Source organism: Deinococcus aestuarii (assembly GCF_018863415.1).
GTDB lineage: Bacteria > Deinococcota > Deinococci > Deinococcales > Deinococcaceae > Deinococcus > Deinococcus aestuarii.
Genome location: NZ_JAHKSN010000005.1, coordinates 1 through 21,644 on the forward strand (window position 1 = coordinate 1; position 21,644 = coordinate 21,644).

At 70.1% G+C, this 21,644-nt stretch carries 25 protein-coding genes; 7 read left to right on the top strand and 18 right to left on the bottom strand.

Going from position 1 to position 21,644, the window contains the following annotated elements; translation table 11 throughout:
• Window positions 1–80 precede the first annotated feature (80 nt).
• Window positions 81–1,145 carry a hypothetical protein gene (locus IC605_RS08620; protein ID WP_216321876.1) on the bottom strand — a complete coding sequence of 355 codons (1,065 nt, stop codon included), beginning with the start codon at window positions 1,143–1,145 and terminating at the stop codon, window positions 81–83.
• 284 nt (window positions 1,146–1,429) lie between these two features.
• On the opposite strand from IC605_RS08620, the gene IC605_RS08625 reads away from it, so the two are divergent.
• Entirely contained in the window at window positions 1,430–1,591 is a 162-nt protein-coding gene (locus IC605_RS08625) for a J domain-containing protein (RefSeq protein WP_216321879.1), read from the top strand.
• Window positions 1,592–1,801: 210 nt separating this feature from the next.
• On the opposite strand, the gene IC605_RS08630 is transcribed toward IC605_RS08625, so the two are convergent.
• The gene (locus tag IC605_RS08630; RefSeq protein WP_216321881.1) at window positions 1,802–2,971 is read right to left on the bottom strand and encodes an HD-GYP domain-containing protein; all 1,170 of its coding nucleotides are present in this window, start codon (window positions 2,969–2,971) and stop codon (window positions 1,802–1,804) included.
• Window positions 2,972–3,253: 282 nt separating this feature from the next.
• Between IC605_RS08630 and IC605_RS08635 the strand changes: the two genes are divergently transcribed.
• The 3 genes from IC605_RS08635 (at window position 3,254) to IC605_RS08645 (ending at window position 4,655) form a co-directional block, all read left to right on the top strand.
• Complete coding sequence (locus IC605_RS08635; RefSeq protein WP_216321884.1) at window positions 3,254–3,502, top strand: Y-family DNA polymerase; 249 nt, start codon at window positions 3,254–3,256, stop codon at window positions 3,500–3,502.
• Between the two features lie 321 nt (window positions 3,503–3,823).
• The gene (locus IC605_RS08640) at window positions 3,824–4,294 is read left to right on the top strand and encodes a DNA glycosylase AlkZ-like family protein (RefSeq protein ID WP_216321887.1); all 471 of its coding nucleotides are present in this window, start codon (window positions 3,824–3,826) and stop codon (window positions 4,292–4,294) included.
• Window positions 4,295–4,481: 187 nt separating this feature from the next.
• Window positions 4,482–4,655, top strand: coding sequence for a DNA glycosylase AlkZ-like family protein (locus tag IC605_RS08645; RefSeq protein WP_216321890.1), 174 nt, complete (start codon window positions 4,482–4,484; stop codon window positions 4,653–4,655).
• 143 nt (window positions 4,656–4,798) lie between these two features.
• Here IC605_RS08645 and IC605_RS08650 read toward each other — a convergent pair whose 3' ends face one another.
• The 8 genes from IC605_RS08650 to IC605_RS08685 all read right to left on the bottom strand — a co-directional run bounded on the left by IC605_RS08650 (window position 4,799) and on the right by IC605_RS08685 (window position 9,999).
• The gene (locus IC605_RS08650; RefSeq protein WP_246580614.1) at window positions 4,799–5,215 is read right to left on the bottom strand and encodes a VOC family protein; all 417 of its coding nucleotides are present in this window, start codon (window positions 5,213–5,215) and stop codon (window positions 4,799–4,801) included.
• A gap of 35 nt (window positions 5,216–5,250) precedes the next feature.
• The gene (locus IC605_RS25035) at window positions 5,251–5,430 is read right to left on the bottom strand and encodes a YdeI/OmpD-associated family protein (RefSeq protein WP_216321893.1); all 180 of its coding nucleotides are present in this window, start codon (window positions 5,428–5,430) and stop codon (window positions 5,251–5,253) included.
• A 27-nt stretch (window positions 5,431–5,457) separates the two neighbouring features.
• Window positions 5,458–5,655, bottom strand: a complete 198-nt coding sequence (locus tag IC605_RS08660) for a DUF1905 domain-containing protein (RefSeq protein WP_216321894.1) — start codon at window positions 5,653–5,655, stop codon at window positions 5,458–5,460.
• A gap of 9 nt (window positions 5,656–5,664) precedes the next feature.
• Window positions 5,665–6,480 carry an alpha/beta fold hydrolase gene (locus IC605_RS08665; RefSeq protein WP_216321895.1) on the bottom strand — a complete coding sequence of 272 codons (816 nt, stop codon included), beginning with the start codon at window positions 6,478–6,480 and terminating at the stop codon, window positions 5,665–5,667.
• Between the two features lie 104 nt (window positions 6,481–6,584).
• Window positions 6,585–7,154 (bottom strand): dihydrofolate reductase family protein, encoded by a 570-nt coding sequence (locus IC605_RS08670; RefSeq protein ID WP_216321896.1) that lies wholly within the window; start codon window positions 7,152–7,154, stop codon window positions 6,585–6,587.
• A gap of 459 nt (window positions 7,155–7,613) precedes the next feature.
• Complete coding sequence (locus IC605_RS08675; protein WP_216321897.1) at window positions 7,614–8,285, bottom strand: Type 1 glutamine amidotransferase-like domain-containing protein; 672 nt, start codon at window positions 8,283–8,285, stop codon at window positions 7,614–7,616.
• 141 nt (window positions 8,286–8,426) lie between these two features.
• Complete coding sequence (locus IC605_RS08680; protein ID WP_246580615.1) at window positions 8,427–9,083, bottom strand: N-acyl homoserine lactonase family protein; 657 nt, start codon at window positions 9,081–9,083, stop codon at window positions 8,427–8,429.
• Window positions 9,034–9,999, bottom strand: coding sequence for a DUF899 family protein (locus tag IC605_RS08685; RefSeq protein ID WP_216321899.1), 966 nt, complete (start codon window positions 9,997–9,999; stop codon window positions 9,034–9,036). The genes IC605_RS08680 and IC605_RS08685 overlap by 50 nt, the downstream gene beginning before the upstream one ends.
• Before the next feature lie 210 nt (window positions 10,000–10,209).
• Here IC605_RS08685 and IC605_RS08690 point away from each other — a divergent pair, with 210 nt between their 5' ends.
• Entirely contained in the window at window positions 10,210–10,848 is a 639-nt protein-coding gene (locus IC605_RS08690) for a TetR/AcrR family transcriptional regulator (RefSeq protein ID WP_216321900.1), read from the top strand.
• Window positions 10,849–10,913: 65 nt separating this feature from the next.
• Here the strand turns inward: IC605_RS08690 and IC605_RS24525 are convergent, their stop codons facing one another.
• From IC605_RS24525 to IC605_RS08720, 6 genes are all read right to left on the bottom strand, one after another.
• Window positions 10,914–11,231, bottom strand: a complete 318-nt coding sequence (locus IC605_RS24525; protein WP_246580616.1) for an oxygenase MpaB family protein — start codon at window positions 11,229–11,231, stop codon at window positions 10,914–10,916.
• A gap of 697 nt (window positions 11,232–11,928) precedes the next feature.
• Complete coding sequence (locus IC605_RS08700; RefSeq protein WP_281416250.1) at window positions 11,929–12,969, bottom strand: vWA domain-containing protein; 1,041 nt, start codon at window positions 12,967–12,969, stop codon at window positions 11,929–11,931.
• Window positions 12,970–13,133: 164 nt separating this feature from the next.
• The gene (locus IC605_RS08705; RefSeq protein WP_216321913.1) at window positions 13,134–13,811 is read right to left on the bottom strand and encodes a hypothetical protein; all 678 of its coding nucleotides are present in this window, start codon (window positions 13,809–13,811) and stop codon (window positions 13,134–13,136) included.
• A gap of 1,298 nt (window positions 13,812–15,109) precedes the next feature.
• Complete coding sequence (locus IC605_RS08710; RefSeq protein WP_216321916.1) at window positions 15,110–15,427, bottom strand: 1-phosphofructokinase family hexose kinase; 318 nt, start codon at window positions 15,425–15,427, stop codon at window positions 15,110–15,112.
• Between the two features lie 91 nt (window positions 15,428–15,518).
• Window positions 15,519–16,385 (bottom strand): sensor domain-containing diguanylate cyclase, encoded by an 867-nt coding sequence (locus IC605_RS08715; RefSeq protein WP_216321928.1) that lies wholly within the window; start codon window positions 16,383–16,385, stop codon window positions 15,519–15,521.
• Complete coding sequence (locus IC605_RS08720; RefSeq protein WP_216321931.1) at window positions 16,382–17,497, bottom strand: EAL domain-containing protein; 1,116 nt, start codon at window positions 17,495–17,497, stop codon at window positions 16,382–16,384. Before IC605_RS08720 ends, IC605_RS08715 begins: the two co-directional genes overlap by 4 nt.
• Before the next feature lie 408 nt (window positions 17,498–17,905).
• Between IC605_RS08720 and IC605_RS08725 the strand changes: the two genes are divergently transcribed.
• Window positions 17,906–19,111: a GGDEF domain-containing protein gene (locus IC605_RS08725; RefSeq protein WP_216321934.1), complete on the top strand. Its 1,206-nt coding sequence runs from the start codon at window positions 17,906–17,908 to the stop codon at window positions 19,109–19,111.
• Entirely contained in the window at window positions 19,101–20,693 is a 1,593-nt protein-coding gene (locus IC605_RS24530; RefSeq protein ID WP_343216550.1) for an HD-GYP domain-containing protein, read from the top strand. The genes IC605_RS08725 and IC605_RS24530 overlap by 11 nt, the downstream gene beginning before the upstream one ends.
• 163 nt (window positions 20,694–20,856) lie before the next feature.
• Here the strand turns inward: IC605_RS24530 and IC605_RS08735 are convergent, their stop codons facing one another.
• Window positions 20,857–21,201, bottom strand: coding sequence for a sensor histidine kinase (locus IC605_RS08735; protein ID WP_343216551.1), 345 nt, complete (start codon window positions 21,199–21,201; stop codon window positions 20,857–20,859).
• Window positions 21,185–21,616, bottom strand: a complete 432-nt coding sequence (locus tag IC605_RS08740) for an aldo/keto reductase (protein WP_216321937.1) — start codon at window positions 21,614–21,616, stop codon at window positions 21,185–21,187. The genes IC605_RS08735 and IC605_RS08740 overlap by 17 nt, the downstream gene beginning before the upstream one ends.
• Between the last annotated feature and the right edge of the window lie 28 nt (window positions 21,617–21,644).

The following is a 21,644-nucleotide window of genomic DNA, read 5'->3' on the forward strand; positions in this document are numbered from 1 at the left end:
CGGCCCGCAGGCAACAGCGGCTCAAGGCGCTTAAACTGCTTCCGGGTCAGGTCACTCGGGTATGTTTTGCGTTTCACACCTCAAAACTGCCGCAGGACCTGACCCTTTTCAAACACCCTCTGAGAGGTGTCCCCCAGCAGCAGGTCGGCCAGCAGCACGCCGCTGCGCCGAAAGCTGGTCCGGGAGACGGCCTCGCCCAGGCTGAGGGGCCGGGCCGCCTGGGTGGGCGCGGGGGGCGCCTTGGTGGCCCCGCCGGAGACGGAGGGCGTCCCCCCCGGCACGCGGGCGAGCACTGGGGCCGGCGCGGCGCCGTGCCGGGCGAGGTTGGCGGCCGAGTCGTCGGCGTCCGTTCTCCCCCGGGTGTCCGAGGTCCACCACCGGTCGAGGAAGGCCGCCCCCTCCTGCTTGGCCCGCTCCAGCCAGGTCCGGTCGCCGGTGCGCTGGTACTCCTGGCGCTCGAAGACAGAGTAGCCCGCCAGACGGAGGTCGTTGGCAAGCCCGGCCTTGTCCTGCGCGCTGTAGCCCTGGTACGCGGCGTCGGCCAGGAACGTGCGGGCGATCTCCGCCCGGCGGGCCTTCCAGGCGGCGGCCGAGGCGCGCATCCCGGTGTAGCCCTCGTAGGCGAGCACGCTCGCGGTCGCCAGCAGGTGGGAGAGGTCGTCGGGCTTGGCGCCGTAGCGCTTCACGGCGTCGTTCCACACCCGCATCTGCTCGGCGTATTCCCACCGCTTGCGCTCGACGGAGGTCTTCGCCTGCTCGGCCCACTGGGCGAGGGGGGGCTCGTACGGCTGGGGCGTGAAGAGCAGCGTGGCCCGCCCCGCCGCGATGACCGCCTTGCCCCGCTCCTCGCGCGCCGCCTGAAGCTGCATCTCCGAGAGCATGGCCTGCTGCATCATCAGGTTCATGGACATGCTGCTCTGCATGTTGTTCTGAATGATCTGGGTGGTGAGCTGATTCTGGTAGATGTTCTGCTGGCTCATCACCGCCGACAGGCTGTTGTTGAAGGTGTTGCCCGCACTGTCGGACCAGGGGTAGGACGTGGCGCCGGGGTTGTAGGAGACCTGCGCGTGCGCGGCGCCCGCGAGCGTCATGGCGGTGAGCAGCGTCAGGAGGGGGCGGGGCGGTCGGGGAGGGGTGGGGCGCATGGGGTCCTCGCAGGTGACGTGGGTGGACTGGGGAGAGTGCTGCCCATTGTTCTGCCGGACCCCTTCAAAAGACAGGGGTATTTTTGCCTGCCTCACGCCCGGTGCTTCAGGCGTCCGGGCCGCCCGAGTTCTGGATGGATCGGCGTCGTGGCGTCCTGCGGGAGCCCTGCCTGGGTGCGTGATACAGGGCCTGGAGGCCACGCACGGGGTCGAGGAAGAGGTCCTGGGTGCCGAGGTCCCCGGTAGCCGGCCCTGTCGGAGGGCGGGGGGGGCGAGGTGCTGGGGTGAGACGGGATGCCTCACCGCAGGAGATTCGGGCGGCGTACAAGGCGCTGGCGAAGCGCCATCACCCGGACCGGGTGGGGCACCTGGGGCCGGAGTTCCGTCCTATCGCCGAGCGGCGCATGAAAGCCATCAACGCCGCCTGCCAGGCCTTGACCGCCTGAAGCGATTGGGGACGCGGCGTGTGTCTTGCAAAACCTCCACATCCAGGGGTCCCCACCTGGAGGGTCTGGTTGACGAAGAGCACCACCCGCCACCAGTCCCCCCGCTCGCGCACCTGCACCATCTAAGGCCAGTTCCACCGCGAAGAGCGCCGGGTCAGGTGAGCCGCGGGAAGCCCGAGGCCACCGGACGGTCAACCCGGGGACCCGCGCTCACCCGCTCCGGTCAGGTGAGTCAGGCGTTTCCCTCGACCCTTCGTCGCCCACCACCCGGAGAAACACCTCGACCAGTTCGGGATCGAAGTGGGTCCCGGCCTGCGCCCGCAACTCCGCGCAAGCGGCCTCATGACTCCAGGCCGCCTTGTAGGGGCGCGCGCTGGTCAGGGCGTCGTACACGTCGCACAGGGCGAACAGCCGCCCCTCCAGGCTAATCTCCCGCCCGGCCTTCCCGCCGGGATACCCGCTGCCATCCCAGCGCTCGTGGTGATCGTTGATCACGGCCAGGGCCGGGGCGGGCAGGAACTTCAGCGCCTGGGCGAAGCGGTCTCCCTCCCGAACGTGCGAGCGCATGACCTCCCACTCCGCGGGCGTCAGGCGCCCCGACTTGAGCAGAACGGTGTCGGGGATGGCAATTTTGCCGATGTCATGCAGGTAGGCGCCCCAGCGCAGCGCCTGCCGCTGGGCCGGGGAGAGCGGCAGTCGGTCGGCCAGCCGCAGGGCGAGAGTGGTCACCCGGTCGGTGTGTCCCTGCGTCTCCCCGTCGCGCGCCTCCAGCGCCAGGCCCAGCGCCCGCAGCGCCGCCTCTCGCGTGTCGAGGACCTGTTCCTCGGCCGCCAGGCGCCCGGCCAGCGCCGCGATGGTGCCGGAAACCATGCTGAAGAGGGCCGCCTCCTCCGGCTGCCAGGTGTGCGGCTCGAAGGTGTGCATCAGAAAGGCCCCCAGCAACACGCCATCTGCCCGGCGCACCGGGGCGGCGGCCAGGCTCGCCACGCCCAGGGCCGGGAAGCCCTCGGTTTCCCTGGCCCGCCGCGTGTCGTCGAAGAACAGCGGTCCGGCGCTGAGGTCGAGCGCTCGCAGCAGCGGGGTCTCGGCCGGCAGGCCGTGGGCGGCGATGGCCTGCATCTCCGGCGTCCGGGGGAGCTCGCCCCAGGCCGCCCGGACGCGGTAGCGCAGCAGTTCACCGCTCCCGGCCTGGAAATAGGCCGAGCCGACGGCGGCCGTGCCCCGCACCAGGTGTTCCAGGGTCGGCGTGACGCCTGAGGGGAGGTCCGGAGCCGCCAGCGCAACCCGGGTAAGGGTCACGACGGCTTGCGCGGCGTCGGTGCGCGCGTTCCGCTCGGGGATCAGGTCTGAGGCGCGGGGCTCGGGCGGCGGGGTGGACATGCCTTCATCATGTCTTCGAGCTTCTCTCACTCTCCTGACACGGCGATCCTTTATGCCGCGGTGGTCTGGGCTACGACTCAGCCCAGGTTGTTCCTGGTCGCCCAGGCGGCGCGCTGGCTCGGTCACCGGGAGGTCGGGCCGTCGGGCCCGGCCAGTTCTCCTGACGCCCACGGTCGTCAAGGAACGCCGACCAAGTGATGGCCCGGCGGTTTCGAGGACGGTCTGAGGGTGACCGTGGGGCGTCAGACCCAAAGTGTTCACCCCATCGGGGACACTGCCCCCATGACGCGCCTGATCGTGCAGGTGGACATGGACGCCTTCTACGCCTCGGTCGAGGTCCGCGATCAACCGGAGTTGAGGGAGAAGCCTGTCGTCGTCATCGTTCCGGGTCGCCGGGGCGTGGTGGTGAGCGCCAATGACAGGGCCAGGGGCTTCGGCGTCCATGAGTTGGCCGCCCGCGCCGCGACCCGCACGGCCGACGATACCCCGGATCCGTTCCGGAGGCTCTTGAACCTGCTGATCCCGCTCTGAGGGCTGGACGCCCTTCCCGACCCGAGGGGTGAGGCCTGTGGCGCCGAACGTCACCTCCCAGGGTGGCCCCGCTCCTGGCGGGCGGCGGGCTCAAGAGCCTTAGAGAATGAGGGTGTCAGGGGAAACGAGGTCATGGTCCCCAGAGTAGACCGCGCCCTCCCTGGGCAGCTCCAACTGTGCGCCTCAAGCATCCCTGCGCTTTTCAAGACGGCCGACCCGCTTACGGGAAGCGCGGAGGATCGATCACGATCTGGTACGTACCGCCATTCGAATGGATGGGGAGCCGCGATTGTATTGTGGGAGCGAAAGCCCAAACTCCAGATGACGCTCTCCGCGAAGCAGCTCAACCGCGCCACGCTCGGGCGACAGCTCCTCCTGCACCGCGAGGCGCTGGAGGTGGCCGAGGGCGTCTGTCACGTCATGGCCCGACAAGCGCAGGAGGCAGCCTCACCGTACCTGGCGTTGTGGCATCGCCTCGCCCCCTTCGATCACGCCGATTTGGACGCCGCCTTCACCACGCGGACAGTGGAGAAAGCGTCGCTGATGCGCATCACCCTGCACGCCGTGCATGTCGACGATTACCCGGCCTTGTACCGGGTGATGGTGTCGAGCTTGCGTGCCGCACGCTTGGGTGGTCCGCGCTTCACCGGGAGCGGCCTGACCACCGCCGACCTCGACGCCCTTCTGCCCACCTTGCCGACTTCACGGCACAGCCCCGCCCCCGAGCATAGGTCGAGGGGATGCTCGCGGCCCGGTTGGGGTTCCAGCATCCCGGCACGTGGTGGGCACTGAAAACCTTCGCCCCTTTGTGGCACGCGCCGAGTGGTGGGCCGTGGTCGTTCGGCTCACGCCCCCGTCCTTCGTTACCGCTCGCCCAGCTCTGACTCCTGACTGGTCGCCCGACGAGGACACGCCTGCCCCGCCGAGGCTGCTGCCGATGTGAGACAGTACCCTGCTCGCCTCCCAGGACCGTGGCCGGGTGATCCCGCCGGAGTACCGCCGCCTGGTCATCCAGCAGAACGGCGACGTCCTCCCGACCCTGCTGGTGGACGGTTACGTCGTGGGCGTGTGGCGTCCAAGGCGGGAGCGCTGGTGGCGTTTCTGGCTGAGCGTGACCCCGGCGTTTACCACCGCTACACCATTGGTAGGGTGATCTGCCGGGCGTCGACACACGGCTCCTGCCTGATTGAGGCCCTTGTCATCCTGCGTCAGCTCTGCGCCTCCAGCGCTCGTTTCGTCGCCTGCAAGCTGTACCCGAGGGATGCCACCGCCAATGACCTTCTTCGGTCCAGCACGCTAGCGTCGGGCGCTGATCTGCTGGACCGCCCAGCCGTTGCCGTCAGGATCGTTGAAGAAGAGAAAGCCGACGTTGTTGAGGTCTTCCCCCGGCTGGGCCGGGCGTACCCCGGTCGGTCCGACCACCTGGATCTCGCCGACCTCCACGTGGCGTTCGAGGAGCTGGGCCCTCGCGGCGCGCAGGTCACGCACCACCAGTTGCAGGCCCTGAAGCGAGCCCGGGGGCATGGGTGAGAGTCCCGTGCCCACGACGATGGAACACCCGGACCCCGGCGGGGTGAGCTGCACGATCCGGCGAGTCTCGCTCACCCTCGTGTCGTGATCCACCACGAAGCCGAGGCCATCCGCGTAGAAAGCGCGGGCGCGCTCCACGTCGCTCACCGGCACCACCACCACCTCCAGCGTCCAGTCCATCATCCCTCCGTCAGTGTCTGAATAACCTTCTCCACGCGCTACTGGCATGTTTCGGGGTTCCTGGTGCCCTCCACCGTCAGGACAGGCTGGCGGTGTTGACGGGAGGAGAGCTGGCCGAAGCGCTCCAAGGCCGTGGGGTTGGCGTTCAGCGCCCCCCGCAAGGCGTCCGGCACCTCGACCTCGCGGGGTTCGGTGTCCACTTCCAGCGTCACGCTCACGTGATCGCCCGCCTGAACTCCGGCGCCCTAGCGGTGCTCGGCACTGACGGGCACCGTGAACCGGTCTCCCATGACGGCCACGGTGCTGCGGTAGGTAGAGCCGTTCAGGGTCACCTTCACCGCCGACTTCTTACCAGTCCCCAGGGCCGACACGACCTCCGGGGGCACCTCGATGCCGGTGGCCGTTTTGCGCTCCCGTCTCAGGGTCGTTTCAAAGCTGGGCATGGCTCTCCTTTACGGGGCGTCCAGGAAAGCGGTGACGGCGGGCAGCAACAGGGGCGACTGCAAGATGTCGTAGTGGGTCGCGCCGGGCAGGACGGCGAGGCGGTGCGCCGTTCGGCCGGAGCCGTCCCAGCCCGCGTCCCGCAGGCCACCCCCCAGCAGCGCGAAGAATTCGGCGGCGTGCGCGGGCGCGAAGCTGTCGGCGTCCCCGGCGACGATCAGGGTCGGGTTCCGGAACTCGCGCAGTTCGTCTGCCCAGTCGTGCTCGCTGTTCACGACCTCGCCGACCCGGGTCACCAGCCTCGGCCAGTCGTCGGGGTGGGGTGCAAGGCTGGTGTAGAGCGAATGCATAGGCCCCTGCTTCAGGCCCTCGGCGGTGTGAGGACCGATCTGGGCCATGCCCTCGCGCACCTCCGGGAACCAGCCGCTGCGGCGGAATGGGAACGATACGACGACCAGCTTGCGGAGCGACCCTGAGTGCTGGACGGCGAACCTCAGGGCCGCGCCCGCCCCCAACGAGTAGCCCAGCACGTCGGCCTGGGGGAGCTTCAGGTGCCCCAGCAATCCGGCGACGTCATCGCCCAGGGTCTCAAAGCGCATCGGCCGGTCGATGTCCGCCGTGCGGCCGTGCGCCTGCAAGTCCACGGCGATCACCTCCCGCCTGGCGGACAGCGCGGGAATCAGCCCGCTGAACATGGAGGTCGCCCCGAAGCCGCCGTGGAGGAGGACCAGCGGCGCCCCATCGGGTCGGGGTGTGCCGTGCCGCTCGTAGTACAGGTTCAATCCGCCCAACTCGGCGTAGGTGCCCGCGGTGGTCTGATGGGTCATGGGTAAACTCCTCTCGTCAGGGCAGATATGGATAGGCGCTCGACGGGTCGCGGCGACTGACGCTGAAGTCCTGGTGGCTCGCCCAAAGTCCGGGCTGGCAGCGATTAACCCAGGCCCGGTGTCCTTTCAGGTGAAGTCCCCGTCGCAGGCTCATAGGTCAACAGCAGCACGCCCGAGCCGAGGTCCCGCGAGGAGGTGAGGTTCAGCGGCAGCCGGTCCCCGCCCGCGAACAAGCGCTTGCCGCTTCCCAGGACGAGCGGGTAGACCATCAGGCGCAGTTCGTCCACCAGGCCGCGGCGCAGCAGTGTCTGGACGAGGGTCCCGCTGCCGTAGACGAGGAGGTTCCCGCCCTCCTGCCGCTTCAGGGCCTCTACCGCCGCGCCCACGTCCCCTTGCAGGGCGGTGGCGTTCCATTCGAGGGAAGAGAGGGTGGTGGTAGCGACGAACTTCGGCAGGTTGTTCATCCGTTCCCCGAACGCCCCGGTGCCGGTCGCCGTCGGCCAATACCTGGCGAAGCCCTCGTAGGTCACGCGGCCGAGCAGGAGGGCGCCACTCTCAAACAGTTCGTCGTGCTTGAATGGGCCGTCATCCGGGCTGTAGCCCTTCTGCCACGGGATGGACTCCTCGTACACGCCGTCGAGGGTCAGGAACTCGGTCACGATCACCTTCCGCATGGGGGCTCCTTGTGCTGCTCGTCGGCGGGCTCATGCCCGCGGGTGGGAGGGCGACCGCTCCGGTACGAAAACGACACCGCCGTGCAACTGGATGGTCACAGCCCCTGGTGTCAAACGTGGCGCGAGTGCGACGACGCCCATCCGGTTCAGGTCAGCTCGAAGGGACTGGGGGCCGCAAAACCAGAGTTCGCCTTCACGCCAGCGGGGGCTTTCCGGGAAGTTGAGACCGTCGGTGAGCATCGTTGTGTTCATCGGACCACCCCTCTGGTTTTCTTCGACGACGCTCCTTGCGGGCCTGCGTGTTCAGGTCGGGAAAAACTCACAGGGTTGAAGAGAGGGCGCCACGCGCTGAGGACAGAATCGCTGGGTGACCCGGCAGGCTCCCCCAATGATTCGGGTCCACCCGGTTTCGGCCGCACAGGCCAGAGGTCGCGGGCGAATCCGCCGGGGCTCGCGGTGTTAGGGCGTAAAGAGCCTCCAGTGCCCCTCGGAGACCACTTCGACGGTGCCGCCCCGCACGGTGATGGCGGTCTGATCGTCCACCGCATAGGCCGGGCCATGCAGGCGGGCGGCCCACCTCTCCGCGTTCGCCAGGGTGTTCTCCGGCAGCTCCGGGTGACCCAGATGCGGGAAGATCGAGAAATCAACCAGGCCCAGCGTTTCATCGCTCCCCGTGGGCGACCGCCACTCTACGAAGTCCTCCCCGATGCGGGGGGTCATCACCATGCTCCCCGCACTCAGCCCCACCCAGACCGTCTCGCGCAGCGAGGGCAACAGGTCCGCCAGCCCGGACGCCCGCATCCAGTGGCACAGGTACAGGGCGTCGCCGCCATTCACCAGCAGGACGTCTGTCTCCCGGACCCAGGGCACCCAGCGCTCCTCACCGATGCTGGGCAGCGCCGTGAGTTCCAGTACGCCCAAGGACTTCCACCCCAGCTCGGTCATCGGGCACTCGGGTTCTCGTCCGCTGATGAACCGCCAGGCATGGCCTGGGTTGGTTTGGGGGTGCCCGTAGCCCGCGGTGGGGATGCAGAGGGCGTTGGACTCGGCAATCGGCTTGCCCAGAAGGTCGACCAGCGCGTGGTGAATGCTCGCATTGGTGATTCCGGCGGACGTCAGCAGAAGTTTCAAGGTTCCTCTCCTTGCCGATGGATGTGGAGCCCGGTCCCTGACAGGTTGTGCTTGTCGCTGTCCAGGAGCAGGAAAAGAGGAATCATCACACCACTTTCCTGTTTCTCGGTCCTCCGACTGGGGAAAGGGATGCTGACCTCCTCACCCGTAAGACTCCGGCAGCTTGTTCAGCCCTTCCCACTGGGCCTGGTCATGCCCGAAGATGACCAGCCCGATCTGCTCGCGTTCCACCAGATCAAGCAGCTTGATGGTGCTGGCGCGGATCGCTTCGGCGTCCGGGCCGCTCCCGTCGTCCTGCCCGTCCCGGGTCAAGCCCTCGCCGAAGGGGACCGCATCAACCGTCAACAACACCGACCCCGTGGTGGGCAGCCGCACCAGCACCGATTGATGCCCCGGCACATGCCCGCTCGTCTCGATCAGTCTCAGCCCCGGCAGCAGTTCCGTGTCCCCGTCCACCAGCCGGAGGCGCTCCATCGGCTGATCCCATTGGGACCGAGTGGCCGCAAAGCGGGGGTTGCTCGCCGCCTCCAGATGATGTGCACGCTGAACGACATACTGCGCCCTCGTGAATGCCGCGTGTCTTCCGGCATGGTCGATATCGTAATGCGTCGAGACGACGGTATCGATATCGTCCGGTGCCAAGCCGATGCTCGCCAGTTGATCGATCACGTCCCGTCCATTCTCGAATTCCGATGCTTCTTCAGGAATGATTTCAGGGAGGCCACTGTCGATCAGGATGTTTTTGCCGTCATCCGTCTGCACCAGATAGCAAACGATTGGAATCTGGTACTGCGGCATGGACCCCACCTCTATCAGATAAAGACGCTTCACGACATTCTGGTTCATACGTTCCTTCCTGAACTTGAACTTTAGAGGCTGCCAGGAAACCTATGCAAAGAGGGCTCGAGATTGCTTCAGACCAGAATGCAAGCCGCCGGAAACAGGCGCGGTGTCCGCTCACTTGAGTGCTTGGGCTGTCCACGTGCACGAACAGCTCGACTTTGTAGGGACAGTGCAGAACACCGCTCGTGGGCCTGTTGACATTCACCTCGACATCAGGCGGCTGAGGCCAGACCTGCGGCCAGCCGGGCGGGACCGCCTGCCAGCGCTCCTGACGGCCATACGGCAGCAGGTCGGCGTACCCGAAGTGGCTCGACATCGGCTCCACGCCGCGGCCGGTGGTGGAGTACGTCAGGTGGGGCCGCCCCTCCAGCAGCAGGTACACGTTGAGGCCCGGTCCTTCGCCCCCGTCCGGGCCCGTCCACCCCCAGTCCTGGTTGAAGGTGTTCCCGAACGACGAATACCACGGCACGCTCCAGCCCTTGTTCTCGGCATAGGCCAGCAGTTTCCCGATGGGCGCCCGGGAGATGCGGACGAAGCTGGCGTCCATCGATTTGAGGTGCGCGAGGTGAGGGGTGGCATTCTCCGCGAAGTGCGTGCAGGAGGGGCAGCCCGCGTCCCAGTCCGGATGGAACATGAAGTGATGCAGGGTCGGTTGCGGACGGCTCCCGAAGAGCTCGGCGAGCGTGACCGGACCGTCCTTGCCCACGAAGAGGGAGTCGTCCACGGGCGTCATCGGCAGGCGGCGGCGCTGGGCGGCGATGGCGTCGGTGAGGCGGGTGCCGACTTTTTCCAGGGTCAGCAGCTCGGCCCGGGAGCGCTGCCAGGTTTCGAGGTCGACGACGGGTGGGTGGGCTTGGGTCGTGTCGATCATGCTGGACCTTTCGTAGGGGTAGAGGTGGACCGGGGCGGGACGGACGCTCAAACGCCGCGCTGCGTTGAGGCTGGACTTCCCTCCTCTCAAGTGGGGGCTGGAGATGTGTGACGCGCTAGGCTGCCTGTGCCGGACACGCCCAACCTCCGGTGTGTGTACGCCGTCCACATTACTACGTCAGGAACAGAATTACAATCGGGAACCGACCCTATGGCTGAAGCCACATCCGCCAAACGCGACACCTACCACCACGGCGACCTGCGCCAGGCCTTGATCCGGGCCGGTCTGGACCTGGCCCGGGAAGGGGGTCCCGACGCGGTGAGCGTGCGTGAGGCAACCCGCCGCGTGGGCGTCGCCCCGAACGCGGCCTACCGTCACTTCGAGGACCGGGACGCCCTGCTCGCCGCCGTCTGCTCCGCCGCCCAGGTGGAGGTCGCCCGCGCCATCGACGCCCAGCTCGCCACGGTGGGTCCTGACCAGGACCCCGTGACCCGGGCGCGCCTGCGCTTCCGGGCCGTCGGGCTGGGGTACATGTGGTTCGCGCAGAGGCACCCGGGGCTCTTCCGCACCGCCTTCTGGACGTCGGGGGACCTCGCGAAGGCCAGGAGCCCGGAGAGGCGCGGCGAGGGGGGACGCACGCCCTTCGAACTGCTGTCCGGCGCGCTGGATGAACTCGTCGGGACGGGCGTTCTCGCGCCCGAGGAGCGTCCAGGCGCGGAGTTCCTCGCGTGGTCGGCCGTGCACGGCCTGGCGACCCTGTTGATCGACGGTCCACTTCGGGAGCTTGGGGAGGCGGAGGCGCGTCGACTCGAGGACCGTCTGGTGAGGATGGTCGAACGGGGGCTCTAGCGTTGCTGCGGGCATTCAACCAATCTGCCCCCAGGGGGCTGGTAAGCATGCCCTCCCGTTGAGCGTCAGGCTCGGGAGTCCGGGCTCAGGTCGAGGCGCCGAACGGAGGCGAGGTGGGCGGGCGGGATCAGGGCCCGGCGCAGGACGCCGCGCAGGCCGAGCCGCGTGGCGCCCGGGCACAGCGGCAGGAGCGCCCGCAGCCACGGCCGCGCCGGCAGGCCGAGCAACTCCCGCACCTGCTGCGGAACGAGCACGGCCTGCACCTGCCGCAGGAGGTGGTCCCGCCACGGGCCCAGGTGCTCGCGGTAGGCGGCGTACAGGGCGCGGGTGTGCTTCCCGCACCCAGGTCCCGTCTCAGGTGTCGCTCGCGGTCCTCCCGCCACCCGGCGTAGCCCACGGGCAGTTCCGGGATGCCCAGGCCCAGCCCGACGCGCCGGAACACCCCCCACAGGTCCTCCCGCTCCGTCTCGGTGAGGGGACCGTGGAGCGTCTCGTACGCCCGCTGGGAGTAGGCGACGAGCAGGTACAGCACGTCCCGGTGGGCCCAGTCGGGAATGCGGTCCTGCCGCGCCCGCTCGACCCCCCGTGGGCGGCGCGGATGCGGGCGAAGGTGCGCTCGCCCCCGGCGGGCACGTTGAGGGTGTCGCCTGCCTGCCCCTCGAAGGCCACCGTCGTCCCGTCCGGCGCGGCCCCGAGCTGCACGGTGGCCGGTCCCCCCTCCGCCCGGTAGCGCAGCACGGTGCTCTCGCCGCGCCCCAGCGTCTGCCCGGCTGTCGGATCGAGGGGCACGATTCGGCCAGCGGGCGCGGGCTGGGTGGCCCCCCACTGCCAGCACCCCCGCCCGCGCCCGTCGCCGTCACAACCTGGGGCTGCGCCGCCCGCCCGTTCAGGGTTGGGGTGAGGCGCGCGGCCTCGCCTGCGGGCAGCCCACGGTTGCGCAAGGTGAGCGCGACGGTGCTCCCTGCGGCGACGGTCAGCGGTCCACCCAGGGGCTGACCGTTCACGGTCGCCTCCAGCCCCTGCGGCAGGGTGCGGGAATCGACCTGTCCGCGCTACCCCGCCGGTCCCCGAAGCCGGTATCTAAGGGTCGTCGCTTCCCCGGGGGCCAGGGTGCGGTTCGCCTCCGGGTTCAGCAGCACCAGCCGCAGGGGGCCGGTGGCCGGGTTGCCGCCGGGAGTCGCCGCACTGCCCGCCGGGGTGCTCGCCCCGCTGCACGTGCCGCCATCGCCGCCTGAAGGGCTGGTTCCGGCGCCCGGCCCTCCACCCGCCAGCAGGTCCCGGCCAGGCCTGACCAGGACCCGCTCCGGGAGCCTGTTGCCCTCGACGCACAGCAGGGCCGCGGCCTCGGGGGTGCCGGGCCGGGTCCACCGTCAGGCTGAACTGGGACGCCCCCGCGACCAATCGGCCCTGACCGAGCTTCAGGCCCGGAAACTGCGAGTTGTCCATGTCCAGCCGCACGTCCTCGCCCAGCTTGCCGCTGCGGGTCAGCCTGCCCCCGGACAACTCCAGCAGGGCTGGGAGCAGCCCGAAGCCCCCGAGCTGCGGAATGATCCGGGGCGGAACTTCCAGCGTGCGCGCGTAGGCGGTGGCATCGAAAGCGGTTCTCGCCGCTTGCGGGATGTCCGTGCCCAGCCCAATGTAGTAGAGCTTGTCGAAGCGGCCCCGGTTCTTGTCGAACGTCGCCAGGGCGTCTTGCAACTTCACGGGCCCTGGATCGTTGTCCTGCCCGTCGGTGAGGACATAGACGGTCGTGGCGAGGGCGCTGTTCCGGCTGAGCTTCGAAAACACGTCCTGCATCGAGCGGTAGAGGAACGTCCGCTCGCCGGTCGGCTTCAGGCGGTCGAGGTAGGTCTGTAACTCGGCCTTCTGCCGCGGGTACGCGAAATCGCGGCTGGCCTGGACGCCCTGCGAGAAGGTGACCAGCCGGACGGTGCTGGTGCTGGTGGTCTCCCGGAGGAAACGGCCGAGTTCGCGCTGGACCTGCCGGGAGATGTCGTACTTGCCGTCGCCCTTGCCCGCCATCGAGCCGGAGACGTCGAGCCAGGACCACGTGGCGTGAGCGTTCGGGGAGAGGCCCCCCGGGGGGCTGACAGGCGGCGTCCGCCAGGGCCAGGCCCCCAGTCAGGCCCAGCAGGGCGAGCCCGCGGCGCAGAGGAGTTGACGTCGGCTTTGCCAGCGGGCCAGTCTCTGGGGCCGCCCCACCAGGTCGGCACGCCGGACTTGCGTGGCACCTCAGAAATCAAGCCTCGCTCAACTCCGGGCCCCTGAAGGAAGTGTGAAGCCTCTCAGCCTTCCCGACCGGGCGGGTTCGGTCGGGCGGCCCGGGTCCGCAGTTCCGCCGCCACCCGTTCCAGGGTCTCGACCACCGCCGGGGTCGCCTTGAGCGGCAACTTGACGAGCTGCGCGGTCGCCTCCGCGATGATCACGCCCAGGGTCTCGGCGCGCCCGACCACCTCGTCTTGTTCCGCGCGGTCCAGGGCCTCCTGCATCCCCAACCCCAGGCGCTCGAATTCCTGCTGCTGCTCGGGGGTGCGGCCGTAGCGCTTGGCCTGGTTGAACAGGGACCTGAGGGTATTCAGTTGCCCCTTGGCGTCCTGCTCGATCTCCTGGAGGGCGGCCGCACTCAGGAACACCGCGGGGGTGGAGGTCACGTCGCGCAGCGCCTCTGCGAGGACCGCCTCGGAGCGCGACGCCAGCCCCAATTGGGCGTTGAGTGCCGTCAGCAACTCGGCACGGGCGGCTTGCTCCCCGTCCTGCATCTGACCCAGCGCCCAGGCCAGCGAGCGCAGGGCGGTGGAGACGGCGGCCTGGTCCCGGCAGACCCGCAGCAATCTCTCCAGGCAGGCGGCCTGCTCCAGCCCGGCGGCCCCCACGTGGCGGCGGGCCGCCGCCATCAGTTCCTGGCCCAGTGGGCCAGTCTCGCGGAGCTGTTCGAGCGTGAGCAGCGGTGGGAGGTTCTCCAAGGTCGGTGTCCTTTCGCGGTCGGCTTTCGCTTTCCCAGCATACCGGGACGAGGTGGCCGCTCCCGGCGCCCGGACGAGAACAAAGCCCCTCCAATGAAGCTGTCCTGAAGAGCAGGCGCGCCGGGAAAGCCCCCCTCATTGGGGATCAATGTTCGCTCAAGGCGGCGCTCCGGAGGGTGGGCCTCACACCGCTGCGGAACGCCGAAACCCGGGGTCCAGGGGGTGGTGACCGTCGGGGAGTGGGATCCGGCGACCTTCCCGGTTGACGACGGCACAGGTCCTCGCCCGTTCTGGCGTGCCGGGTGCCCGGTTCGCGTCATGAAGACAGCCTGCCGACCCTGGCTGGCAGGGTCTGGATGGGCTGTCGCTGCCACAGACCACCGTGCGCGGTGAGAAGCCCGGCCGTTCCCTCCCCGCCGTTCGGCCAACCGGCCACCTCTCAACAGGCGTACCTTGCGTTCCACCGCGCCCAGAGCCGTGAGAACGATCACCGGGACTTCGTTGTGCTGGCGGATCTGACGCCGCCCCTGCGCGCCGTCCATGTCTGGCACTCCCGGGTCGGGGACCACCCACCTGCGGCCGGTGAGGGAAGACCGGCCGCAGGCCCGTGGAGCCGTCGGGCGCCGTCGTGATCGGGTACCCGGCTTCCCGCAGGTCCAGGCCGATCAGGTGATTCAGGTCCGGGGCAGCCTCGATCAAGAGCATCAGGGCGGTCATGGTGGGGCCAGTCTCCACGCGGAGGCCGCCAGGGTCGTGATGCATGAACGTCCGACCAACGGCGTGGGGCGGAGGACCGCCATCGAGCGCCGCCCGTCGGCGGACTGGGCTCTTCCCGGCGCGGCCACCAGAAGCTGGTGGCCGCGTACCGTCCAGCCGAGACTGAACACCCAGGCCAACAACAACAGGGTTGTCAGGTTGCGAAGGCCAATGGACGCCCGCAACCACGGCCCCGTGACTCTTCAAGAGAGGGGCAGGCCGTTCGGGCGCAGGGGGCGAGAGGAAGTCAGCGGCCCGACGCGCGATCACGAACCAGGCCCCGATGCCCCTGGTCTGTGGTCGTGAGGTCGGCTGCCGGGCCGCGATGACCGCACCTGCTCCCCGACCTGTTCCCAGAAACACAGCTCGGTCCCGGGCGTCGTCGCCGTGGCTGTTGCGCAGGCCACGCCGGAGCCAGGGCGTCCAGCGGGTCCCAGCCCTCGGCCAGAATCACGCACAGTCCCGCCAGCAGGGCGTCTCCCGACCCCACCTGGGACCGCATCTCGACCCTGGGGGAATGGCCTGCCACTCCCCATCTGGGCTCACCAGCAGGGCCCTTGCTCCCCCAGGCTCAGGGCGACCGCCCCAGCCCCGAGCGCCAGCACCTCCCGGCAGGCCGCGCTCACGTCCTCCCCGGCGGGCAGCACACGCCCCACCAGCCGCTCCAGCTCGGACCGGGCCAGGCGGCGCAACTCCTCGCCGTTCGCATCCACCGCGACCCGCGCGCCGTCCTGTCTCGCCCGGGTGAGGGCCCGCTCGAGGAAGTCGGGGGGCACGTTCTGCGGCCGTGATCCCGCGAGGCTCAGGAAGTCGGGCGGGCGCAGGGCGAACAGGGCCCCCCAGACTTGATGGGCTGCCACCGCGTCGATGAACAGGGCGACAACAATCGCTCTTTTTGGCCGATCGGTCGGGACTGGTCCAACGTGTTCTGGGGGGTCGGTGGGCCCTCGTTCACCTGCCTGACCCGGGTCTGGGTGGGATCTTGCCCGCCGCCTTGTGGGCGTAGAGCCGCCGGTCGGCCAACCGCAGCAGCGCGGGGAGGTCGGCGGCCTCCTCAGGGAAGCGGGCGGTGCCCAGCCCGGCGCGCAACGTCCCGCCCTCCAGGGTTTGAAGTGCGTCGAGCAGGTCCTCCCCTCCCCGTGCCTCACCGGTGCCGGGCAGCAAGACGGCGAACTCGTCACCCCCCAGGCGGTAGGCGCCGCCCGTCTCCGGGGTCACGTCCTTCAGGCACCGTCCCACCGACGCGAGCAGGGCGTCGCCCGCCGGGTGACCTCGCAGGTCGTTCACCTGTTTGAAGTCGTTCAGGTCGAGCAGCACCAGGGTAAGAGCCCACCCCTGCCCCACGAGATCGGCGAGCCGGGTGTCGAAGGCGCGGCGGTTCCCGAGCCCGGTCAGCGGATCGAGGGAGGCGAGGCGCTCCAGCCGGACCTGCGCGGTGTGGGTTTCGGAGAAGTCCTCCTGCACGCCCACGAAGTAGCGCACGGCGCCGTTCTCGCACAGCGGCCGGATCCGCAGCCGGTACCACATGGTGCGCCCGTCCTTGCGGTAGTTCAGCACCACCCGCCGGATCGGCTCGCCCAGGTCCAAGGCCTCGCGCATGGCCTGGATATCCGCCGGGTCGGTCTCGGGTCCCTGTAAGAAGGAGCAGGGGCGGCCCAGCACCTCCTCCTGGCTGTACCCCGTCTCACGGGTAAAGGTCGCGTTGACGTAGACGATGCGCCGCGCGGCGTCCGTCACGAGCAGCCCGACGTCGGCCGCATCGAGGACCTGCCAGAGCAGGTCGGTGGGGAGCGCGGCCCGCGGCGAGACCACGGTCATCGGGTGGCCCAGTAGTGAAGTGCCTGTGGGGTGAGGCCGGACGCCTGCTCGACGGGGCGACCGAGAAAGTAGCCCTGCGCGTAGTCGGTGCCCAGCTCATAGACGATCTGCACCTCCTCCTGGGTCTCCAGCCCCTCGGCCACCACCCGGACGCCCAGGTCGTGCGCGTAGCGGATCAGGGCGCTCACCAGCGGCACCCGGGGATCGTCGCCGTGCAGGTCCCGGACGAGACCGCGGTCGAGTTTCACCACGTCGGGCCTGAGTTCGGAGAGGTAGGTCAGGCTGGTGTGCCCGGCGCCGAGGTCGTCGAGCGCCACCTGGGCCCCCTCCGCGCGGTAGCGTTCCAGGATGCGTTTCAGCAGCCGCAGGTCGGGGAAGGCCTCGCTCTCGGTGACCTCGAACAGCAGGCGGGAAAAGTCCGCTCCCACCTCGCGGCAGGTCTCGAAGGTGGTCTGGAGGCAGATGTCGGGGTTGTACACCACCCCCGGGGCGAAGTTGATGAACAGCACCTGATCCCCCTGGAGCTGCGGGTAGGCCTGGCGGATGGCGGTGCGCCGGGCGTGGGCGTCGAAGCCCCGGGACTGACCATGCGCGGCGGCAGCTTGCAGCAGGGGGCCTGCTCCGAAAAATTGGCCGTGCCACTGAGCACGGACCAGGGCCTCGTAGCCGTACACCCGCCCGCTGGCGAGTTCCACGATGGGTTGCAGGTGAAAGCGCAGGTGCCCGCTGGCCCCGGCGAACCAGCGGCTCGACAGCCGTGCCACCCACTGCTCCAGCGGGGCGATGTGCCAGGTCTCGACCCGATCACCGCTGCGGGGCAGGGCGAGGAGATCGGGTCGCTCGGTCTGAGAGAAGCCCGCCAGCACCTGGTCCAGGCATTCGAAGGCCTGGGCGGGGATCACGAAGGCGTCGTCGTGCGTCTCCAGGGGCAGGCCCTGGGCGGTGAGCAGCAGGGCGAGCTTGCGGTGCAGGTGGCGGGAGGCGGCGTGGATGGCGAGGCTGGTGAAGCGGTCGAGATCGAGGGGGACGACCGCGTGGCAGTCGCAGGAGGTGAAGCCGCTCGCGTGGCCGGTGGTGGGCAGCGGTTGACCCAGGGTGGGAGTGGCCGTCATCGCGCTCCGTTGTACCAGGCCGGCCCTGACACGGTTCTGTCGCGCGGTCAGGGGAACGGTCTTCACTCCGCCGGGGAGGCGTGGGAACGCCTCGGGCTGTCGGAGCCTCCTCTCTCAGGAGGGTGATGTTCTTCCCGCCTTCGAGGCCCTCCACCGAGCAGGACCCGCTCCGATGCGCGCAACAAGCTGGGTGAGCCGGCCTGCACCTTGCCGGTCGCCTGGCGGTGACGACCCGAGAGGGGCGGGCGAAGGGGGTTGATTGACGGAGTGGTGGGGCAGCCTCCCGATCTTGGTGCCGCACGGCCGCGTTGTCCGGAAGTGAAGGGCCGCTGCGGTAAGAGTTCTGTGGCGGAGGCCGCCCACACTGGATCACAGCTTGCGCCCACCGCGAGCAGCGTTCCCCTGACCATGCCGCAGCCTCACTCCCCACCCCCGATCTTCACGCCCGAGTACGTGCGGGCGCTCGAACGCGTCTTCCGGCTGATCCTCCCCGTCATGGCCCTCACCGAGGCTGCCCGCGCGTGGGTGGAGTGGTCCACCCATCCGCTGGAAGCGGGCCTCAACCTGCTCTACGGCGTGGTCTTCCTGGCCGGTGCCGTGGGTCTGGGCACCCTGCCGGGACGGGCGCTCACGGTCATCCGGGTCATGTTCGGCGCGGCCGTCCTGGTGGCGCTGTCCTTCGACGCCCTGAGCTACCGCCTGCTGCCTCCGGAAATCCTCGCGGGCAACACGACCTCCGCCCTGAACGGGCGCTACCTGTACCAGACCTACGTGGTGATGGTGTGCAGTTGGCTGCTGTTCCCCGTGCCGCTGGCCGGACGACTCGCCCTCGGCCTCTTTCTGACGAGCCTCGGTTTGACGACGCTCGCCACCGGGCACGCGGTGGGGCACGGGCAGGCCGTTCTGGGCGGGGGGCTGAGCCTGGTGCTGACCCAGGCCGCGGTGGGAGGCTGTTTCTACCTGCTGCTGCACGTGCTGACCGGGGTGTACACCCGCCACGCCACGCTCGAACATGAGCGGGGACTCCTGGAGCGGTACGCGCACGTGGACGTGCTCACGGACCTGCCCAACCGGCGGGCCTTTGACGCGGCCCTCGCCCGGGAGGTGGCGTGTGCCCGGCGCGAGGGGTCGGCCCTGAGCCTGGTCACCTTCGACCTCGACCACTTCAAGCGGGTGAACGATACCTACGGTCATGACGTGGGAGACCGCGTGCTGGTCGACCTCACCGCTCTCGTCCGGAGCGAACTGGGCGCGGGTGAAGTGCTGGCCCGCTGGGGGGGCGAGGAGTTCGTCCTGCTGCTGCCGGGGGTGGACGGGGCGCGGGCGTGGGGGCGCGCGGAAGGGCTGCGCGCGCGGGTGGCCGCGCACGACTTCGGCGTCGGGGGGGTGACGGTCAGCCTGGGCGTCGCCACCCTGCGGGGGGACGAGCCCGCGAGTTGGCTGTTCAAACGCGCGGACGAGGCCCTCTACGCGGCCAAGCGGGGCGGCCGGAACCGCGTGGGCGGGGCGGCCGGGTCCGGGCACCCGGAGGCGGATGTGGGTGAGGTGGCGGGCCGGGTGGACGCCGCGCGCCGCGTGTCCCGGGAACGTGGTGGGGTGAGCCGTGAAGCTTGAGCAGGGGGTGTGGCGGCGCGAGCGGGCCCTGACGGCGGACCCGGTGGGGGGCAGCGGGCTGAGCGCCCTGCTCGGCGGGTGGTCGGCGGCGTGCCGTGCCCTGCACGCGGCTGGGCCGGAGGACCTGCCCGGCCTCCTCGCCGACTACGCGACCCGGCTGCTGGGGGCCTCCCGCGCGGCCTTCGTGTCTCCCGCAAGGAGCGAGCCGGTGCTGTGGGGCGAGCCGGGGGCGTTCACCCTGGCCTGCCGCGCGCTGGAGACCGGTGAGGTTCAAGGCCTGTCCCCGGGGGGCGGGGAGGTGCTGCTGGCGGCGCCGCTGCTCGACTCGGCCGAGGGGCCTCTGGGGGCGGTGGTGGTCGCCCGGGGAGCGAACCGACCCTTCGGGGAGCGCGACGTCCACCTGCTCACGGCGCTCTCCACGGCGGGAGCGGCGGCGCTGGGCCGGGCCCGGGCCGTCCAGGCCGCCCAGGACCGCGCCGAGGAGTTCCGAATGCTCGCCGAACTGTCCGGGGCGACCCTCTCGCTCACCGAGCCTGCCGCCGTGGCCCAGGCCAGCCTGGAGGCCTGCCGCGCCTTCCTGGGCGCCGACCACGCCGCCTACTACGCGCCCGCCCGGCAGGTGGGTGCCGAGGTCGGCGAGGCGCCCGGCCCCTACCGCGCGGTGCTGAGCGCCCAGCGGGAGCGGCGCGCCGCCGGCATGTCCTCCCGGGCCCGGCGGGGCGTGCAGGCCACCCACGCCTACCCGCAGGAACCCGACGCGCGGCCGGAACTCATCGCGGCGGGGGTGCGGGGGGTGGTGGTGGCCCCGGTGGTGCTCGCGGGCGGGGAGGTCGAGGGCGTCGTGAACCTGGTGTGGTTTCGCGATCTCCCGGCGCTGCCCCGGGCGGCGCGGGCCCTGGCCGGGCGGGCCGCCGAACTGATCGCCCGGGCGGTCGAGCGCGAGAGCCACCTGCGGGCGGTGGAGGCCACCCGCGAGGGGGGGCTGCTCGCGCTGGGCCTGGCCCTGGAGGCGCGCGACCTGGAGACCTCGGGGCACACCCGGCGGGTGGTGGCGCTGGCGACCCGGCTGGGGGAAGTGCTCGGCCTGAGGGGCGACCTGTTGGAGGAACTGCGCCAGGGGGCCTACCTGCACGATCTGGGCAAGCTGACCGTACCGGACGCCGTCTTGCTCAAGCCGGGAAAGCTCACCGCCGAGGAGTGGATCACCATGCGGGGGCACGCGGCGCGGGGGTATGAGCTCGCCCGCCAGATGCCCACCCTGGGCACGGAGACGCTGCACGTCGTGCGTCACCACCACGAGCGGTGGGACGGGGCGGGCTACCCGGACGGCATGGCAGGAGAAGAGATCCCGCTGGGGGCACGCATTTTCGCGGTGGTGGACGTGTATGACGCGCTCACGAGTGAGCGGCCGTACAAGCGGGCGTGGACGCCAGGGGAGGCGTTGAGGGAGCTGCACGCCCAGGCCGGGCAGCACTTCGACCCGCAGGTCGTGGAGGCCTTCTTCTCGCTGTTGCCCGGGACACGGTTGGTGGAGCGCGCGGACAGCGTGGCCGGTTCTGGTGGGCAGGAAGGACGGGCCTGAAGTGCTGGGGCACGGCTGTTTCTCCACAGGGTGAGCCGCGTCTTCGCCCCGGGGCGAGGCCGAAGGGGCGAGCGCCTGTGCCCGGGGACGGGCGATGGCGGTGCGGGAGGAGCCGGGCCCCTGACGCCTGGCCGGGACGGGGCGGCGTCCCACGTGGGGCCCGTCAGCTCCTGGGCAGGCTGAAGCGAAAGGTCGCCCCCTCCCCCGGCCTTCCCTCGGCCCAGACCCGGCCCCCATGCCGCGCCATGATCCGCCGCACGTTCGCCAGCCCCACCCCCGTCCCCTCGAAGTCCTTCGCCAGGTGCAGCCGCTGAAACACCCCGACCAGCTCGCTGCCGTACTGGGGACCAAATCCCACCCCGTTGTCCCGCACCGAGATCACCCACTCCCCCGGCTGCTCCTGGGCCCCCACCTCGATGCGCGCCACCTCCCGCGGGCGGGTGTACTTCAGGGCGTTGTCGAGCAGATTCACCACGACCTGCCGCAACGTGTCATGATCGCCCGTCACCAGCGGGGCGGTTCACCTCTGCGGCCAGCGCCCGCAGAACGTCGAACACCGGCCAGTTGTGGTCCGTGAACTTGGTGTCGCCGAAGGGATTCGCGCCGCTCAGACGCCCCTCCCCGCTGGCCCCCGCCCCCTGGCGCGTGTACCTGCCCGCCAGAAAGCCGCCCGCCAGCGGACTCCAGGGGGTGAGCTCCAGACCCAGCTCACGCGCGGCGGGCACGTGTTCCTGCTCGATGGAACGGTCCACCAGCGCGTATTGAAGTTGCAGGACGATGGGGCCGGGGACACCGTGCGCTTCGGCCAGCGTGGCCGCCCTCGTCAGATACCAGGCGGGCACATTGGACAGGCCGTCGTACCGGATGGTCCCGGCCCGCACCAGCTCGCCCAGGGCCTGCACGACCTCCCCGGCGGGAGTCACCCCCCCAAGTCACGCCCGGCCAAGGCGA